Source organism: Mesorhizobium sp. M0491, from assembly GCF_040321265.1.
Classification (GTDB): Bacteria; Pseudomonadota; Alphaproteobacteria; order Rhizobiales; family Rhizobiaceae; genus Mesorhizobium.
In genome coordinates this window covers 86,563-104,168 of record NZ_JAMYRE010000001.1, presented here as the reverse complement: position 1 = coordinate 104,168, position 17,606 = coordinate 86,563, and the positions used below count along the sequence as shown (strand labels likewise).

The window sequence follows — 17,606 nt, the reverse complement described above, 5'->3', positions numbered from 1 at the left end:
CTCCCGACTTCTCCTGCGCCAACCGGAGATGTCGAAGCGTTTTGTCAGTGAGGTGCGGGGATGAACTGGAAGCAATCCGACCATGATCTGGCCGACCACGATAGCGTGAGTGCGACCAAGGATGCCGTGGCTTGCGAGTTCGGCGATGGCTTGGCTCTGCTCAATCTCAAATCCAATGTCTACTACAGCCTGAATGGCGTCGGCGCCTTCATCTGGGATTTGATCCAGGAGCCCCGGTCGCTCGGGGACATCCGCAGCGCCGTTCTTGCGCGCTATAATGTCGACCCGGTGCGCTGCCAGGCCGATGTCGACGCATTGCTGAAGGGCCTGGCCGAAAATGGGCTTGCGACACGGCATCATGAGGCACTTGTCTAAGCCGACCCAGCACAAGGCGCTGGTTTGGCAGGCCATAGTTTCGCGGGCCCTGGTTTCGCGGGCCCTGGTTTCGCGGGCCATGGTTTCGCGGGCAACGGCTTTACGGCAGGAACCCGCGAGGGAAACAGGCCTCAAGCAGTCGAAGCGCGGCGGAAGCCGGCACGGGCTGGTCAGGATTTTCTCCCTGAGCGGCTCGGAAATGATCTTCCTTGGCCAGTGCCTGCTGGTGGTGGCGACAGTTCGGCTGGGGCTGACCCTGCTGTCCTACAATCGTGTACGCAGCCTGGTGACGCGGCTCGACGCGCGGCAGTGCGCCTCGATGGGCGAACTGCGGCGTGTCGCCTGGGGTGTTGCCGCCGCGGCCCGTTTCGTCCCTTACGCTACGTGCCTGACCCAAGCGCTCTCCGGCCAGTATATTCTCGCCCGCCAAGGCAATGAATCGACGATACGCATCGGCATCGAACGTGGTACGGGCGAGCAGTTGAAAGCACATGCCTGGCTGGTCAGCGACAACCATATCGTGCTTGGCGGATCGATCGATGGCTTCGCCCATCTCGTCGACCACGGCAGCCGATGAGCGGCGTCGCCGGAATCCTGCTGCGCGGAGCACACGCACCGGCGGTCGCGGCGGCAGACATTCAGCAAATGCTGGCGCGCATGCGCCATCGCGGTCCCGACGGCGGTTCATGGTGGCTGGACACCAGCATCGCCCTTGGCCACGCCTGGCTCAACACATCGGATGAGGTCGGTCCAGGCCCTTTGACGATGGCTGGCGGCCGGCTCGCCATCACCGCCGATTGCCGGCTGGACAACCGTGACGAGTTGCTGGCCAGGCTCGGTATCCGCGACCAGTCGGTGGCCGACGCGATCGTGCTGATGCGGGCCTATCTACGCTGGGGCGAAGCTTGTCCGGAGCATCTGCAAGGCGATTTCGCGTTCGCCATCTGGGATGACGAGCGGCAATCGCTGTTTTGCGCGCGCGATCATTTTGGCGTCAAGCCGTTCTACTACCACGCGGCGGACCAGCGTTTTGCCTTTGCGTCCGAGATCGGGCCGATCCTGGAGGTCGAAGGTATCCGCGCACGTGTCAGCGAGCGCCAGATCTCCGGCTTCCTGGCCGGGCTTCCCGACGACCCGCAGTCGACCCCCTACAGCGATATATTCAGCCTGCCGGCCCGCCACAGCGTAACCGTCACCGCGCAACAGGTGGTGCTGCGCCGATACTGGCAGATCGAGCCGTCGGCGCGGCCCTTGCGGTCGGATGCATCGGAGGAATTCGCCCATCTGTTCTCGCAATCGGTGCGCAACCGCATGCGAGGGACCTCGGCAGTCGGCGCAATGCTGAGCGGCGGCCTCGATTCCTCATCTATCGCCTGTGTCGCCGGCCTGCAGAATGCCGCTGCGCGCAGGCCGAAGCTGCCGACCTTCTCGCTGATTTTCGAGAGGGGCTCGCCGATGGACGAGCGGCCCTTCATCGATGCCGTTCTCGACCAGCAGAAGGTCGACGCGACGCTGATCCCGGTCGGCAACTATGCCCCATTCGCCGAATTCGAACGCGTGCTGGAAGAACAGGAAGGAACGTTCCTGGCGCCGGGCCTGACGCTCACCCGCGGTATCTACCGGACTGCCGGCGCCAAGGGCATCAAGGTGCTGCTGGACGGCCATGGCGGCGACGAGGTCGTTTCCCAAGGCCATGGTCACCTGCACGAGCTTGCGAATGGCGGCCGATGGATGGATCTGTGGCGCGAGGTCCGCAGCGCCTCCAATACCTATGGCGACAGCACGCTTGGCCTTTATCTCCAGTTCCTGACCCTCTACGGGCCGGCCTGGCGCATCGCCAAGCTGAGGCATCTGGCCAACCGTGCCCTGAACAGGATCCGCAAGCCCGCGCACGTGCAGCGCGCACGAAGCTGGCGCGACCTGATCAATCCGGACCTTGCCAAGCGCACCGAGCTTGTCGACCGGTTTCACCGGGCCGGCTATATGCCGCCCGGCGTTCAGGCCAGCGACGCCTTGAGCCATCGCTGGATCCTGTCGAACGGCTATGTCCCGCATGCTTTCGAGGTTCTCGACAAGGCCGCCGCCAATTTCGGCGTCGAGCCGCGATACCCATTCTGGGATAAGCCGCTGGTCGAGTTCTGCCTGGCGTTGCCGGGCGAGGAGAAGCTGAGCCACGGCTTTGGTCGCTATGTGCTGCGTCGCGCCATGCAAGGCGTATTGCCGGAGGCGGTGCAGTGGCGGCGCGACAAGATCGACTTCACCGCCAATCTCGTCAACGGCATGCTGCGCAACCATCGCGACCTCCTGGAACAGCTGCTGGTCTCGGATGCGAACCGCATCGCGCCTTATGTCAATCTGCCGCAAGTGAGTGCTGCCTATGCGCGACTGCTGCGCCAGCCCGATCAGGCAGCCCCCCTGGATGTCCAGTATGTCTGGCGCTCGGCCTCGCTGTCGCTCTGGCTGCGGCAACTCCAGCACGGCGGGAGCCCCACGTGATGCCGCGCAACGAGCCGCTCGCTCTATACAATGATGATGCCTGTTCACATGGCCGGGCCATGCGAAAACGCCGCTTCTACCGCGCCTATGGTCTGACCATCGCGTCGGAGGTGATGTTGCCCGAACTGCAGCCGGCGCCGCCGGGGGCGGCGGATCTCGTGATCGCTGTCGGCGCGATCGACCTGCCAAAGCCGGCGCTCGAAGCCGCGGCCGACTTTCGCTTCGAGCCGGACCGGCAATATCTGGCTTGGCATGCCGTGGGCGCGTTCCTGATCACCGATTTCAGCCGTATCGACATAGAACCGGCGCCCGGCGTCGACGATGCGCTGCTCGCGTTTCCGCTGCTCGGTCCGGTCATGGCGCTGCTCTTGCACCGGCGCGGCCTGCTTGTCCTGCATGCCAGTGCCATCGCCGCCGCCGGCACGAGCGCCATCTTCATGGGTGACAAGGGAGCCGGCAAGTCGACGACGGCAAGCGCGATGATCCGGGCCGGGCATCGACTGCTTACCGATGACGTGGTGGCGCTGGACCTTGCCAATCCGAGTGAGCCAATGACCGTTCCGGGCTTTCCGCAGATCAAGCTGGCGGCCGACGCCGCTGCGGCGATCTCGCTCGGGGAAGCGGAAGTGCGGCCGCAAGTGCATCCGGCGATCGACAAAATGCAGCATCGCCTGAACGGTGACTTTTCAGGCGACAAGGTGCCGGCGACCAGGATCTATGTCCTCGAGCGCGGCGAAAGGGCTGACATCACGCCCTTGCCCGCCATTGCCGCCCTGCCGGCCATCATCAAATTCTCCTATGTGACGCGCTTCGGCCGTGCGGCGCTGCCCGACGACTTCGCGGCGGCGCATCTTCAGCAATGTTCATGGATTGCTAACCATATCGGCGTGTACCGGCTGGAAGTCCCGACGGGCCTGGACAGGATCGGCGAAGCCGTGGAGCTGATCGAAAAGGATCTGTCGGCTGGCAGCCGGCGGCCGTGAGCACAACCATGTCGAAGCCAATCCTTCGCCTGTCGCTGTTTCGAGAAATTGCCGCATTCGGCGCCGCCATTGCCCGGATCGGCGGCCGGCGAACATGGACGGCACTGTTCTTCCTCATCCTCGGCAGCCTGACCGAGGGCATCTCCATCCTGCTGCTCATCCCGCTGCTGCATCTGGTCGGACGCGCCGACCAGGATTTCGCTGTTCGGCTGCCCAACAATGATTTCGTGCGCTGGCTGGTGCCTGACGGCACGCTGCAGCTGACGACCGTGCTTTGCGCGCTGGTCGGGCTTGTTGCAGCGCAGGCGGCGTTCAATCGCTTCAAGTCGGTCTACATGGCCAAATTGCTGTTCGATTTCGTCAACCGCGTTCGCATGAACCTGTTCGAAAGCATCGGCAAGGCGCGCTGGGGCGTTTTTACCCACATGCGCAGTTCCGATCTCGATCATGCCCTGACCGGCGACATCGACCGCGTCCAGGGCGCGGCGTTCTCACTGCTGATGCTGGTGCAGATCGCCGTTCTTCTGGCTGGCTATCTCCTGGTTTCCATGTTCATCTCGCCGGTCATGACGCTGTTTGCCGTCGTCATCGGCATGCTGATGTTCGTGGCGCTGCGGCCCTTCCGGGCACGGGCCACTGCCTTCGGCCGTGTGCTGACCGCCAATCGCCAGGATCAGTACCGGACGGTCTCGGAATTTCTCGGCGGCATCAAGGTGGCCAAGAGCCTGAATGTCGAGGACAGCTATTTCGCGCAGCTGCGGTCGACGCTTGAAAGGATGAAGGCCGACAACATCGACTATGTGCGCAACAGCACCATCGGCACCGCGGTATTCCAGGTGGCGAGCGTGGTGGGCCTGAGCCTGTTCATCTATGTGGCTTTGGTCCGCTTCAACCTGTCGCTGGCCGAGATCGTCGTCCTGCTCCTGGTCTTCATGCGCATCGCGCCGCGCTTCATGGACATGCAGACGCAAGCCCAGCAAGTGCTGATCAACCTGCCCGCCTTTACGGCAATGCGCAGCCTGCAGGCACGTTTCGACGCCGAACGCGAACCAGGCCATACCGAGTTCGCCGACGCCGGGACACTCTCCCTCAATACGGGATTGAATATTCGCGGTGTCTCCTTCGCCTACGGAGATGCTGGCGCCAAGATGGTGGTGAGCGGCATCACCTTCGGCCTGCCGGCCGGCAAGGTCACCGCCCTGATCGGCCCGTCCGGATCGGGCAAGAGCACGATCGCCGATATGCTGCTTGGCCTGCTGGAGCCTACCACCGGCATGATGCTTGTCGACGGCGTCGAGATCGATGCCAGCAATCGCCGTCGCTGGCGCGACCAGGTGGCCTATGTGCCGCAGGACGTGTTCCTCCTGCACGACACGATCGCGGCGAACCTGCGCCTTGCCGCGCCACGGGCCAGCGATGGCGACCTGTGGGCCGCGCTGCATCAGGCGCACGCCGGCGAGTTTGTCGAACGGCTCGACCTCAGGCTCGAGACGGTGGTCGGCGATCGCGGCGTGCGGCTTTCGGGCGGCGAACGCCAGCGCATCGCGCTCGCACGCGCGCTGCTGCGCAAGCCGTCGCTGCTCATCCTGGACGAGGCGACCAGCGCGCTCGACTGGCAGAACCAGTCGCTGATCGTCAGGTCGATCGACGGATTGCGCGGCACGATGACGATCCTGACCATCGCGCACCGGCCGTCGATGATCGCCTTCGCCGACTGGGTGGTGGCGATGGAAAACGGCCGTATCGTCGAGGTCGGCCAATATCAGCGGCTGAAGGAAAAAACCGGCAGCCGGTTGTCGAGGATGCTGTCGGGGGAACAGTCAGAGAGCGAACCCGCCGATGTCGCGTGAGCCGGCGACCAAGACGCGCCGAAACGGATTCACGCGGCGCCTGGTCTCTTGTTTCGAAGCATGCCTCCAAACCGGGGGCAGGTTTGAGCAATCTGCATCAATGCAGGCCGCGCCTGGCACCGCCCAGCTTCTCGCTTTCGGCGACCTCTGGTGCGTTCAGTTTGCGCTCGGCGTCACGGGCTATGTCGGCAGGCGTCGGAGCGCTCCTGGCGATCATGGTGTAGATGAGCACGAAATAGCCGGCCTGAATGATCACGGCGCAGATGATGACGCGCACCAATATCGTGCCTATCGACGCACCGCCCAGCCAGGACCAGCCGACGACGATCGCCAGAGCGAAAATCATCCCGAGGATGAATTTTGGAAGTGCCATGCCCAACAGCCCATAAACCGGCTCGGGTATTTATCACGATTGCCCCACCCGAGCGCCGTCCCTTGTCATGTGGGCTTGTTAAGGTCGCCCACTCTCGACCGGTTGCTTCCGGCCTTTTCCACCTGTCGTCACCGTGACAGGTATAATTTGCAATTCTATTAAGGCGAGCAATAGGCGGCAAGGGCAACTTCGGATATTTTTGATCGAGCTTTTGCGATCGACTCTGCCATGCTGCAATGCACGCGACGGGAGCTAAGCCGATCTGCTCTCCTCGGCATTTTCAGTAAGATAGACAATATTAAGTAGTATTTTATACGGTTTTCACCATGCATTAGGGCAGGATAAAGCACTAGTTTGCAGCTTGCCTTGACAGATAGGTAGGTCTGCCTAAAAACGGCCCCACAAAGGCCCCTATTTTTTCGGCCGTGCCCATTTATTGTCACAAATGTGCTAAATACGCCGAAATTTGTGCATGACAAGCTTATTATTTAGTCAATTCATGACGTGACTATTTCAATGGGGTGGTAAATTGTGTGTTGCGCTGCAACATTTTTTTGGTATCGTGCGCTGAACCATTCGTTCAACGCATGGAGTTTACGGCATGAGGGACGTTGCCAAGTCGGCCACGGCGAGCTTTTCGCAGGCTGACATCGATTTTCCGCCACCGATCGGCGGCTTGCTCAAACGCAGCTTCGATATCGCCGGTTCACTGATTGGATTGATCGCACTCAGCCCGCTGTTTGTCATGATAGCGCTGCTGGTCAAGTTTTCCGACGGCGGCTCGATTTTCTACGGTCACAGGCGAATTGGACGCGGCGGGCGGATTTTTCCTTGCCTGAAGTTCCGCACCATGGTTCCGGACGGCGACAGGGTATTGGCAACCTATCTCGCCACCAACCCGGACGCCAACGCGGAATGGATCGCCACCCGCAAGCTGAAGAACGATCCGCGCGTTACCCGTGTCGGAGCAGTGCTGAGGAAACTCAGCCTCGACGAGCTGCCGCAGATCATCAACATCCTGCAGGGCGACATGAGCCTTGTCGGCCCTCGTCCGGTCGTGCGCGACGAGCTGGAGATCTATGGCACGTCCGCCGTCTATTACCTGAAATCCCGCCCGGGCCTGACTGGCCTGTGGCAAGTCAGCGGCCGCAACGATGTGTCCTATGACAGCCGCGTCGCCTTCGATCGCCACTATGTCGAGAACTGGTCGCTGTTCGAGGACGTTCGCATCATCATCAAGACCGTCCCGGCCGTCTGGATGTCGCGCGGTTCTTACTGACCGGCCGGTGGCCAATGCCAGACATTGGCATCGGCCATTCGACGCAAGCTCATCGGGCGATGGGGCTATAGCGGATCGGAACGTTGAGTTGAAAACAGATTTGTTCGAAGCCTTTCGCAGCGGCCCGGATTCCGGCCGGCTGCGGCGGGCGCGTTTGCTGGCCACATGCCTTGCCATGGCGCTCGTCGTCCCGCATATCGCCGCCGCCGGCGACTATCGCCTCGGCTCGCAAGACAAGCTCACCATCCGCGTCGCCGAATGGCAGACCGTCGAAGGCACATTTCGTGACTGGTCGGCGGTGAATGGCGAGTACACGGTCGGTCCATCCGGTACGCTGTCGGTGCCGTTCGCCGGCGAGTTGCCGGCATCCGGCAAGACCACGTCCGAAATCGCGGCGGCGATCGGCGAGGCTTTGCAGAAAAAGCTCGCTTTGTCAGACCGACCGGAAGCCTCGGTCGAGATGGCGCAGTTCAGGCCATTCTACATTTCGGGCGAAGTCCAGAACCCAGGTCAATTTCCTTATGTCCCAGACCTGACGGTGTTGAAGGCGATCAGCGTCGCGGGCGGCATCAGGCGCAACGCCGATTACGGCCCCCAGCTCGGCAAGGACCTTGTCACCGCCAAGGGCATGTTCGACATCTCCGACGACCAGCGCATTCGACTGATCGTCAGGCGCGCCCGCATCGATGCGGACATGGCCGGCAAGGCGAGTTTCGACGTGCCTAAGGAAGTCGAGGGCGATCCAAGGCTGCCAGCCATCGTCGCGGACGAGATGACGATCCTGACGGCCGACCAAAAGGCGCTGAAGCTGAAACTCGAGGCGCTCGACGATCTGAAAGGTGTCTTGGAGTCCGAGATCGAATCGCTGCAGAAGAAGATCGTCAATCAGCAGCAGCAGGTCGACCTGGCGCAGCAGCAACTCGCCAGCATCGGTCCGCTGGCGCAAAAGGGCCTGATCGCCAATGCCCGTCTGCTGGATTCGCGCCAGTCCGTGGCCGACCTGCAGGGCAAGATCCTGGACTACGAAACCGCCATCCTCACCGCCAAGCAGGCGATCAGCAAGGCGAAGCAGGATGCTATCGATGCCCAGAACACCTTGAGTTCAAGTCTCGCCACTGACCGGCAGCAGACCGAAGCCGACCTGAACGAGGCCGCGTTGAAGGTGAACATGCAGAAAGGCCTGATAGCCCAGGCCAGCGATCCCGCGATGGCGGCCGCTATAACAAACGATCAGCAACCTACCCTGCTCTATTCACTGGTGCGCAATCTCGATGGCAAGACCACCGAGATAGCCGCCAAGGAAGAAACCCCGGTGCTGCCTGGCGATGTGATCAAGGTCAAGCTGGCGCCGCTGGCCAGCCAGTAGACTTGCTAAGCGCTGAGCGGTTCATCATTTTACAGAAATGCAGAACCGCTTCATACGCTCGTCGCCTTCTGTGAGCGGATGGTCCGCGGATATTCGCATTTGCACGTTCTGAGATTGGTTTTCGCGGCGCCGTAACTGGAAGTGCCGGCCGGACGCCCTGGCGCTTCTGGAGCACGGCTTTTGGACAGTAACAGCTGCGCGCCGGACGTCCTGGTCGCTCGGAGCACGCGAGTCTGACAATCCAGCGTTTCAGTCTATTTCGCGGAGGCATGGATTTCCCGCCTCGCGCCCGGCCTGCTTGAGCCTTCGATCAGGGGAATTTGTATTGACGCGACTTCAGGTCCCGAGACGATAGCTCACGCCTGATCGGCGACCGCCGGACGGCGGGCATGCCGAGGCCAGTCAGCCTCGCCCCCGGCCGCGTCAGCCGGCTCGGGACGCGGCGACCGCCGCCTGCGGGTAACGGGCAGCCGCGCCAGCTTGAAGAAGCTGAAATACATCAGGAAAGAACCCATGATGTAGGGGTTGAGAATCTCGACCTCGACGAAGGAGCGGATCAGCAGCAGCACCATCACGCCGAAAAGGATCACCGAGTCCGCCTGCCATGCCTTGAAGATCACCGCCGAGACGTGGCCGTAGAGCGTGCGCAGCATGATCAGCGACACCAGCGTCGCTCCGACGAAGCCGAGTTCGACGAGGGCCTCGATGTAGGTGTTGTGGAAGTGAAAGCCGGTGCGGGTGGTGATGTAGAATTCGTTCCACAGCCGCTCGGCTTCAGCGAAGCCCTGCACCCAATAGGCGGCATAGCCGACGCCGAGAATCGGCGATTTCTGCACCGTGTTCCAGCCTTGTTCCCAAAGATAGGTTCGCCCGGTGAGCGTCGAATCCTTGCCGAAGAGGCCGAGGACGAAGTCCATCAGCCCGAGATTCAAGGCGACGAAGGCCGTCACGACCAGCAGGCCGGCGCCGATCAGGAAGATGACCCGGCGATAGCGGCGTGACAGAAGTTTGCTCATCGCAAGAAGCGCCACCAGCGCCAGAACCGCGGGTATCGAGGCCATCGAGGTGGCGGAATGCGAGGCGACCAGTACATAGGCGGACAGCAGCACGACGGGCACCGCCAGTATGAAGCTCAGCCGGCCGCGTCTGTAGAACGCAAGGAAGACAACGCAGAAATAGATGCCAAGCGAGCCGACAAAGCCGATCTGATTCTTGGAGGCGAAGGCGCCGACGAAGTTCACGGTGCCGTCGAGGACATCCTCGGAATAATTCCCGACCTTCACAGAATAGAGAAGGACGACGAATATCCCGACCAGCGCCCCTATGGTCAACGTGCGCACGCTGACGGTGCGCGCAGCTATGTAGGCGCAGGCAATATGGGAAAAATACTGGACCGACGTCCTTGCGGTGACGCCGGGAGCCTGCGACCAGAAAACCGAGAAGCAGACATAGGCCGCAAACAGCAGCGGCAGCCAGGCGCTGGACAGATGTCGCAAAAACCGCCGGTAGTCGACCAGGATGAGCGGAAGCCAGACCGCATAGTAGGCCAGGATCAGCACCTGGCCGAAAATGACCGAATAGGAAAACGCCCAGATCGAGACGACTACGGCAAAGGCGCCATAGACCGAATTCTTCTCGGGATCGATCAGCAGGGACTTTGGAATCTTCATCTCAGAGTCTCGCCGACACGACCCAGGGCCGGCAAGCCATGAGCCGGCCGGAATCTTCGCAAATATGGGCGTGCAATAAACGGCGTCTCCATTGTGCAGTGCAATATAACCGATTGCGCCCGGCGCTCAATGGCAAATCCGGTCACCTTGTCTTACAGCGAGGCATCTGCGGAGAGATCAGCTGGTTGCGCGTCCGAGACGCTACCAAAGCGCTCCGCCGGTGATCTGGATGTTCTCCATGGTGATGCCCTTGGCGAGATCCGAGCACAGGAATACCGCCAGAGCCGCAATCTCCTGCGGCTGCAGCATGCGCTGCTGCGGGTTGCCTTTGGCGATCTCGGCCCTCGCTTCCTCAGCGGTGCGCCCCTTGCCTTCGCGCTCGACGACCTGCGCCACATTGCGGCGCATCAGTTCGGTCTCGACCCAGGTCGGGCTGATCATGACACAGGTGACGCCATGCGCTGCCCCTTCCAGCGCCACGCAGCGTGTGAGGCCGAGAAGGCCGGCCTTGGACGCGCAGTAGGCTGGGTTGTCCTTCCAGCCGACCGAGGCGGCGGTTGAGCCGATATTGACGATGCGGCCCCAGCCGCGCTCAATCATGCCCGGCAGCACGGCGCGGGTGGCACGGAAGGCGCCGGTCAGGTTGGTGTCGACGATCTTGTCCCACAGCGCGTCGGAATGGCCGCAGACCGGCTGCTCGGCGGTGGTGCCGGCAGCGTTGACCAGAATGTCGGCCGGCCCGATGGCCGCTTCGGCTTCCGCAACAAAACGGTTGGTGACGTCGCTGTCGCGGACGTCGAGATGGGCGGCGTGGACCCTGGTGCCGTGGGCGGCGAGAGCCGTAAGCACCCGCTCGATCTCGTCCGCGCCTGGATAGTAGGCGGCATCGGACCTGTCAGAGCTGGCCGGCGCGATGTAGGAGCCGACGGCGACATTGGCGCCGGCTTCAGCCAAAGCCGTGGCAATGGCAAAGCCCATGCCCGAGAACCCACCGGTAACGATGGCGCTACGGCCGGAAAGGTTTGTCATGGCGCACGGTCTCCACTTCGTTCCGGGCAGGCAATCAGGCCTGACCGGATTTGGCAATCACACCGGCGCAGCCTCCATCGCCAGCGTTTCATGTTTGCTGGAGCGGTTTGCCTAACCATTCGCGATAGAAGCCTTCGAGGTCGGGCTCGAAATCGTGGACGATGGGATAGCCAGGTGCCGCCGCCTCCACCTCGTGCAGCGTGCCGCACTCAGGACAGATGAATTCGCGGATTTCCATCCACTCGGGATCGGGGAGATCGCTGTTCGGATAGATTTCGCGCAAAGCCTCCTCGGTGTTGCGGACGTTGATCGCAGCCTTCAGCTTCCAGTTCTTGCGATAGTCGCCGAAGGAGTGGCCGCATTCACAGCGGGTAATGCGCTCATCGCCGCTCTGGCAGATGAACAGATGATCCGAGACCGGCAGCAGGATCGGGTCCGTCCAGGCAACGCGATCCTGATAGACGGCAACCATCTTGAAGAAACGGTCATCGTCCTTGTAGGCACTCATGATCCGCCTTGTCTGTGGCCAGGGCAGCTTGCCTGCGGCCAGATCGCCCAGGACTTCCTTGCTGTACGAGGTCATGGTTTGCTCCCGGCATGAAGATCGATCTGGCATCGACGTTCCAGAACTCGCTGAATTCGCTGGTGAAGCGCGGCGACAGCTTGATCGCGCTGGCGTACATTTTCTTCACCTCGGGGGCGAAATCGGCCTTTTTGACGCGGCCGCGCTCCTTGGCGATCCAATCCGCCACCGGTACTGCTTTCGCCAGACGCTGCTTGCGCATGGCGGCGCGGCGCTCGACCGTGGCGTCGATATCGGCGATGGGATAACCGTCCTCATCGTCCTTCAGCACGATGCCGAACACCTGGTCCGCCGCTTGCCGGGTGAGAAAGCCGTTCTCGACATCCCAGGCCGTCTTGATCGGATCGCGCTCCAGAACGTCGCCGTAACCGCCGCCGCCATTGTAGGAATGGCTGAAGATGTCGCCGGACTTGTGCGGCGAGGTGATGTAGGGGCCCTCGACCACGACATGGTCGCCACCGATGTTCCGCTCGTAGTCGGAGACATGCGGATCGATGCCGGGCGCATGCGCCAGCGGTTCGCCTTTTGCGGCGAGTTCGTGAATGTCTGAGTTGCGCACCGCGCGATGCTTCTGGCAGGTCGGCGCCGGATAGCCGCCGCACATGCCGGCGTTGTCGAACACACGCGAGGAGTGCTCGGAGGTGTGGAGCCGCAGATGCGAGGTCTTGTTGATCAGCCAGGTCGAGACGAAGGAACAGCCGCCGCGATATTTGCCGGCACCGCCGGAATTCGGCACGATCGAGCGGCCGATATAGACCATCGGCATCGACTGTTCCCAGACCTCGATGTTGCCCATGTCGGATTCCGGGTTCCAGCCGACATAGGCGGTGTCGAGACCATCCTTGATGGCGAGCGCGCCGGAGCCGGCGGCGGCGCATTCAAAATGGGCCATGCCGAACGGCGTGCCGTACTGGCTCTCGCCACCCATTTCGATCATAGGACTGTTGACCTGGCCGACAAAGGCCTCCTCGACGAAGCCGCGGGCGATGAAGCCGCGCGACAGCAGGCGCTGGAAGACGCCATAGGCTGGCAGCAGCAGCGCCCACGAGGTGGCGGTCGCCACCATCTCGTTGTCGGGGTTGGTCCAGGTGCCGTGCGGCAGTTTCAGTTCGGTTGCCATCCAGGCGCCGTCATTGACCAGCCCTTCGAAATTCATGTGCTGGGTCAGCGTCACGAACATGCCGCCATCCATGCCGGCCGGCGTGCAGTTCATCGAATGGTAGCCCCAGGGCTGCGTGCCCTCGAAGTCCATGGTGATCTTCCCGTCGGTGGTGATCTCCATCTCGATCGGGATATTATAGAGCCAGTCGGGATCGCCGAGCAGCTGGAAGCCGGGCTTTCCCGCCGTGACATGGCCGTAAAAAGTGTGGCCGCGATAGATGCCGGGCACGGTAAGCTGGCGGGTGCGGGCGAGCTGGGCGCGGCGGCCTTCCTCGATGAACTCCTTCGAGACCTTCATCCAGTAGTCTAGGCCGATCTCCGAGATCAGCTGCTTGACGCTTTCGCGCATGTCGATGCAGGAGGCGACCTTGGCCTTTTCGTCCAGCACCCAGTAGATCGGCATGCGCAGATTACGTTCGCAGCGGATGACGTAGTCGCGGCGGATCTCGTCATTCTCGCCGATCTTCTCGGCGCAGACGAACAGACCCTCGGTGAAGCGCTCCTGCGCCAGACACACGTCGCCGCCCGGCGTGATGCCGCCGGCTTCCAGCTCATGGCAGACGGCGCCTGCCCAGCCGACCAATGTGCCTTCATGGAAGATCGGCACGACGTCCATGACGTCGGGCACCTGCACGGTGCCTATGAAGGCATCGTTGTTGGCGAAGATGTCGCCTTCGCGGATGCGAGGGTTGTCCTCGTAGCCGTTTTTGATCATCCATTTGATGAAGCGGCTCATCGTATGGACATGCACCATGATGCCGTTGGAGAGCGCAATGGCGTCGCCCTCGGGCGTGTAGATGGCGACCACCATTTCGCCGACCTCTCGCACGCCGGGCGAAGCCGAGATGCGGCGGGCCATTTCGCGTGCCGAGACGCAATAGGCGCGCAGCTTGGTGTGCAGCGTCTCGAATTTCAGCGGATCCTGGTTGCGCAGCGTGAGTTCGGTGATGCCGTCATAGCAACCGGTCTCCTCCATCAGCCGCTCGGAATCGAGCAATCTTTCGCGAAGGCGCAGGGCCGAGGCAGGTTTGTCCAACATGGCGGTCGCCCTCTCAAGCGTGGGTGTAGTGCAGCAACGTCCATTCATCGACATGGACGCGGTCCTGCGGATGAACGACGAGCGTGGTGGCGGGATGTTCGATGATGGCCGGGCCGATGACTTCATGGCCGGGCTGCAAAAGGTCCATCTCGTAGAGATTGGCCTTGTGCCAGCGCCCACCGATATACGCCTCGCGCACACCCTTGTGGGCGGAAGCAGGATTGGAAGCGCCGAGGGGTCGCTTGAGCAGCACCGGCTTGACCTTGTCAGCGGTGGCGATCAGCCCGAGTTCGGTGATGGTGAAGCCGGCTTCGCCATAGCGCGACACGCGATGGTTGACCTTGGCATAGACGGCCTCGAACTCGTCGAGAACCCTGCGCATCTCGTCGGCCGAATCGACCTTGGCAAGTGGCGCCATGACCTCGACGTCCTCGAGCTGGCCGGTGTAGCGCATCATCAGGAACGGCACGGTCCTGATCTTCTCCCTGGCATGGCCGTCGGCGATCATCTCGTCGACCGCGGCCCTGGTCAGGTCGTCCCAGACAGTGGTGACCTTGGCGCCGAAGGCGGCCAGCGTAGCCTCGTCGGGACGTGACGTGATGTCGTGCTGCGTCGAGACGGAATGACGGCGCATGAAATCGGCCGTGGTGCAGCCGAAGGCGGAGAAGGCGGCCGCGAACTGGAAGGTGATGATGTCCTTGAAGCCGATGCCCCTGGAGCAGCCGGCCAGATGCAGAGGACCGGAGCCGCCATAGGACAGCAGCGTGAACTCCGAAGGATGAATGCCTTGGCCCGAGATGACGCGGCGCAGCGCGTTGTTGGCGTCGGATTCCAGCATGTCGATCATGCCTTCCGCGGCTTCCTCCAGTCCGACGCCCAACATGTCGGAGCATTTCTCCTGGAAGGCACGGCGCGCCTTTTCGACCTGCAGCACGACCTTGCCGCCGAGGAAGTAGTGCGGGTTGAGGCGACCGAGAATGGCGTCGCAATCGGCGATGGTCGGTTCGGTGCCGCCGCGATCGAAGCAGATCGGACCGGGATCCGAGCCAGCGCTTTCCGGCCCAAGCGAGACCTTCTTGGTCAGCGGATCGACCTTGAGGATCATGCCGGCGCCGGCGCCGATGGTGTCGAGATGCAGCGTCGGCACGTTGAGCTTGAAACGGTCCATCAGCGGCTCGTTCTCGATCCGCGTCTGGCCGCGCGTGATGACGCCCATGTCGAAGGAGGTACCGCCCATATCCGAGCAGATCAGCGAGTCGTTGCCGATCAGCTTGCCCACATAGGCAGCGCCCAGAATGCCGCCGATCGGGCCGGAGATCATGGTTTCATGCAGGCGCGGATGGTTGATCGAGGTCAGGCCGCCGAAGGAGAGCAGCGTCTGCACGCCATATTTGAAGCCGTATTTCTTCGAGACATCCTCGATGCCTTTGAGCTGCTTGCGGCCACGCGAGGTGGCGTAGGCTTCGATCAGCACCGAATTCAGCCGCGACTGTTCGCGAATAACCGGGCGAACCTCATGGCTGGTGTAGACGATGATGTCGGCGCCGGCCTTGTCGACCTCCGCGCGGCAGATCTCGGCGATGCGCTTCTCGTGCACCGGATTGACGTGCGAGAAGATGGTCATGATGCAGATCGCCTCGACCTGGTCGGCGATCAGTTTTTTCGCGGCGGCGGAGACCTCGTGTTCGTAGAGCGGCAGCACGATGTCGCCGAACTGGTCGATTCGCTCGGTGACGCCATGCGTGCGGCGGCGCGGCACCAGCGGATCGGGATGGTGATGGGTGACCGCATGCAGCCGGTCGGCGTAGGAATAGTCGGCCCAGGCCTGCAGTCCTCGGCCCATCAGGATCATGTCTTCCAGGCCCTTGGTGGTGATCAGGCCGAGCCTGCGGCCGGTGCGCGACAACAGTGTGTTGAGCATGCCGGTGCCGGAATAGAGCACGACGTTGACGCCGGAAAACAGTGATTCGAGCGAGATGCCCCAAGCATCCGCCGCATCCTCGGCAGACGCGAGAAAACCTTCGGCTTCGTTCTTCGGCGTGGTCGCCGACTTGCCGATCTTGAAGTGGCCGTCCTGATCGACAAGGATCGTGTCAGTCATGGTGCCGCCGGCGTCGATACCGATGACGATTGGATTGCCGACGATGGGGGCGGTGAGATTGGGTTGGGTCACGGTCGCCTCGGGATCTGGTCTAGGTTGACGCTAGGCTAGATTCGACAGGCGGCTTCGCGCCATATGCCTAAAGACATAATGACGGCTGGGCTGACATCGCCGAGAAAAGGGCATGCGCATGGACAATATCTGGGCGCCGCTCGCCAAAGCGATCGCCGCCACCGGCACCGACAGGCATGTCGACTGCCTGATCGACCTGATCGGCGCCGACATCGAGCACGACCTCGTCACGGTGACGCGCTATTCGGCGACGCAGACGCCGGAATTCGTCAAGCACCGGCGCTTCTCGGATGAAATGGTCCGGCGCTATCTCGACAACTACTACGTCTTCGACCCGTTCTATGCCTCGTGGCGGCGCGAGCGAAGGCTGGGCATCATGCCGCTGAAGCGGCTCGCCGACGACGAGGCCAAGCGCGGCCAGTACATTGCCGGCTTCCTGGCACAGTCGGAGATCTGCGACGAGGTCGGCATCATGCTGGCCGATGGCGGTGACTGGTGCCTCGGCATCTTCCTCGATCGCTCGACCGCTTCTTTCAAGGACAGCGAGATCGCCCTGCTGGACGAGCGGCTGCCGGTGTTCGAGGCGCTGCATGCGCTCGACATCAAGGCGCGCGGAACCGAATTCTCCCGCACATCGGCACCGACCAGCCCCGGCGCCTCGCCCCGGCAGGAGCCGACCATTCCGGCCAGCCTGTGGCCGGAGCTGTCGCTGCGCGAGCGGGAGCTGGTCCAGTTGATCCTCGCCGGCCACCCGACGGCGAACATCGCCGAGCGCCTCGGCATCACCGTCGGCACGGTCAAGAACCACCGCCGGCGTATCTACGAGAAGCTCGACATCACCACCGAGCGGGAATTGTTTTTGCAGTTCTTCCAGCATCTGGTCGACTGACAGCCGGGGTTCGGACAGCTAGGCGGTTTACGCTTTTTCCCGTTGCAGGTTAGAGCTCATCCTCCCAATTGGCGCCGCCATAGAACACACGGAAAATCACCACTTGGTCGGATTCCACTGTAAAGGTCACCGTTACACGGCGCTCAAAACCGACAACCCGAAGCCCCGGCCGCAGATCGTCACGGCGTGTTCCGCGCTCCGAGGCGTAGTCGAGACCCTGGCAGTAGGCTTCGATACGCTCGATATAGCGTATGGCCGTGACGTTGCCGGCGGCGATCTCGATGGTGTCGTATATCCATCTTAAGTCCGCTAGGGCTTCCGGCAACAGAACAATATGCCG

Annotated in this window: 14 protein-coding genes and 1 pseudogene; 8 read left to right on the top strand and 7 right to left on the bottom strand. The window is 62.3% G+C overall.

Translation table 11 applies throughout. The features are described from left to right. Window positions 1-60: 60 nt before the first annotated feature. The 5 genes from NKI69_RS00450 to NKI69_RS00430 are packed head-to-tail and all read left to right on the top strand — an operon-like array spanning window position 61 to window position 5,704. The gene (locus tag NKI69_RS00450) at window positions 61-375 is read left to right on the top strand and encodes a PqqD family protein (protein WP_352719556.1); all 315 of its coding nucleotides are present in this window, start codon (window positions 61-63) and stop codon (window positions 373-375) included. Next, the gene (locus NKI69_RS00445) at window positions 359-952 is read left to right on the top strand and encodes a lasso peptide biosynthesis B2 protein (RefSeq protein ID WP_352719554.1); all 594 of its coding nucleotides are present in this window, start codon (window positions 359-361) and stop codon (window positions 950-952) included. Before NKI69_RS00450 ends, NKI69_RS00445 begins: the two co-directional genes overlap by 17 nt. Then, window positions 949-2,871, top strand: coding sequence for a lasso peptide isopeptide bond-forming cyclase (locus NKI69_RS00440; RefSeq protein ID WP_352612488.1), 1,923 nt, complete (start codon window positions 949-951; stop codon window positions 2,869-2,871). The genes NKI69_RS00445 and NKI69_RS00440 overlap by 4 nt, the downstream gene beginning before the upstream one ends. Further along, complete coding sequence (locus NKI69_RS00435) at window positions 2,868-3,854, top strand: phosphoenolpyruvate carboxykinase (ATP) (protein ID WP_023811584.1); 987 nt, start codon at window positions 2,868-2,870, stop codon at window positions 3,852-3,854. The genes NKI69_RS00440 and NKI69_RS00435 overlap by 4 nt, the downstream gene beginning before the upstream one ends. Before the next feature lie 8 nt (window positions 3,855-3,862). Beyond that, the gene (locus tag NKI69_RS00430) at window positions 3,863-5,704 is read left to right on the top strand and encodes an ABC transporter ATP-binding protein (RefSeq protein ID WP_352439763.1); all 1,842 of its coding nucleotides are present in this window, start codon (window positions 3,863-3,865) and stop codon (window positions 5,702-5,704) included. 97 nt (window positions 5,705-5,801) lie between these two features. On the opposite strand, the gene NKI69_RS00425 is transcribed toward NKI69_RS00430, so the two are convergent. After that, entirely contained in the window at window positions 5,802-6,077 is a 276-nt protein-coding gene (locus NKI69_RS00425) for an exopolysaccharide production repressor protein (RefSeq protein ID WP_023811582.1), read from the bottom strand. 601 nt (window positions 6,078-6,678) lie between these two features. Here NKI69_RS00425 and NKI69_RS00420 point away from each other — a divergent pair. Beyond that, window positions 6,679-7,356, top strand: coding sequence for a sugar transferase (locus NKI69_RS00420; protein ID WP_023811581.1), 678 nt, complete (start codon window positions 6,679-6,681; stop codon window positions 7,354-7,356). Window positions 7,357-7,456: 100 nt separating this feature from the next. After that, on the top strand, window positions 7,457-8,722 hold the full coding sequence (locus NKI69_RS00415; RefSeq protein ID WP_164892842.1) for a polysaccharide biosynthesis/export family protein: 1,266 nt from the start codon (window positions 7,457-7,459) through the stop codon (window positions 8,720-8,722). A 356-nt stretch (window positions 8,723-9,078) separates the two neighbouring features. On the opposite strand, the gene NKI69_RS00410 is transcribed toward NKI69_RS00415, so the two are convergent. From NKI69_RS00410 to NKI69_RS00390, 5 genes and pseudogenes are all read right to left on the bottom strand, one after another. After that, a complete protein-coding gene (locus tag NKI69_RS00410) occupies window positions 9,079-10,392 on the bottom strand; it encodes an O-antigen ligase family protein (RefSeq protein ID WP_023811579.1) in 1,314 nt (437 codons plus the stop codon). 201 nt (window positions 10,393-10,593) lie between these two features. Further along, window positions 10,594-11,421, bottom strand: coding sequence for an SDR family NAD(P)-dependent oxidoreductase (locus NKI69_RS00405; protein WP_352719551.1), 828 nt, complete (start codon window positions 11,419-11,421; stop codon window positions 10,594-10,596). Between the two features lie 88 nt (window positions 11,422-11,509). Further along, window positions 11,510-12,004, bottom strand: coding sequence for an acetone carboxylase subunit gamma (locus tag NKI69_RS00400; RefSeq protein ID WP_023811577.1), 495 nt, complete (start codon window positions 12,002-12,004; stop codon window positions 11,510-11,512). A gap of 34 nt (window positions 12,005-12,038) precedes the next feature. Further along, window positions 12,039-14,204 (bottom strand): annotated as a pseudogene (locus NKI69_RS00395) (hydantoinase B/oxoprolinase family protein); the annotation flags it as partial. 13 nt (window positions 14,205-14,217) lie between these two features. Beyond that, on the bottom strand, window positions 14,218-16,377 hold the full coding sequence (locus tag NKI69_RS00390; RefSeq protein ID WP_352719549.1) for a hydantoinase/oxoprolinase family protein: 2,160 nt from the start codon (window positions 16,375-16,377) through the stop codon (window positions 14,218-14,220). Window positions 16,378-16,489: 112 nt separating this feature from the next. Between NKI69_RS00390 and NKI69_RS00385 the strand changes: the two genes are divergently transcribed. Beyond that, complete coding sequence (locus tag NKI69_RS00385; RefSeq protein ID WP_023811574.1) at window positions 16,490-17,266, top strand: helix-turn-helix transcriptional regulator; 777 nt, start codon at window positions 16,490-16,492, stop codon at window positions 17,264-17,266. 49 nt (window positions 17,267-17,315) lie between these two features. Here NKI69_RS00385 and NKI69_RS00380 read toward each other — a convergent pair whose 3' ends face one another. After that, the gene (locus NKI69_RS00380) at window positions 17,316-17,591 is read right to left on the bottom strand and encodes a type II toxin-antitoxin system RelE/ParE family toxin (protein WP_348625591.1); all 276 of its coding nucleotides are present in this window, start codon (window positions 17,589-17,591) and stop codon (window positions 17,316-17,318) included. Between the last annotated feature and the right edge of the window lie 15 nt (window positions 17,592-17,606).

What these genes read in the sequence shown, in the direction of transcription:
- NKI69_RS00450 (WP_352719556.1), top strand. Translation starts at nt 61, where the DNA reads ATGAACTGGAAGCAATCCGACCATGATCTGGCCGACCACGATAGCGTG.
- NKI69_RS00445 (WP_352719554.1), top strand. Translation starts at nt 359, where the DNA reads ATGAGGCACTTGTCTAAGCCGACCCAGCACAAGGCGCTGGTTTGGCAG.
- NKI69_RS00440 (WP_352612488.1), top strand. Translation starts at nt 949, where the DNA reads ATGAGCGGCGTCGCCGGAATCCTGCTGCGCGGAGCACACGCACCGGCG.
- NKI69_RS00430 (WP_352439763.1), top strand. Translation starts at nt 3,863, where the DNA reads ATGTCGAAGCCAATCCTTCGCCTGTCGCTGTTTCGAGAAATTGCCGCA.
- NKI69_RS00425 (WP_023811582.1), bottom strand. Translation starts at nt 6,077, where the DNA reads ATGGCACTTCCAAAATTCATCCTCGGGATGATTTTCGCTCTGGCGATC.
- NKI69_RS00420 (WP_023811581.1), top strand. Translation starts at nt 6,679, where the DNA reads ATGAGGGACGTTGCCAAGTCGGCCACGGCGAGCTTTTCGCAGGCTGAC.
- NKI69_RS00410 (WP_023811579.1), bottom strand. Translation starts at nt 10,392, where the DNA reads ATGAAGATTCCAAAGTCCCTGCTGATCGATCCCGAGAAGAATTCGGTC.
- NKI69_RS00405 (WP_352719551.1), bottom strand. Translation starts at nt 11,421, where the DNA reads ATGACAAACCTTTCCGGCCGTAGCGCCATCGTTACCGGTGGGTTCTCG.
- NKI69_RS00400 (WP_023811577.1), bottom strand. Translation starts at nt 12,004, where the DNA reads ATGACCTCGTACAGCAAGGAAGTCCTGGGCGATCTGGCCGCAGGCAAG.
- NKI69_RS00385 (WP_023811574.1), top strand. Translation starts at nt 16,490, where the DNA reads ATGCGCATGGACAATATCTGGGCGCCGCTCGCCAAAGCGATCGCCGCC.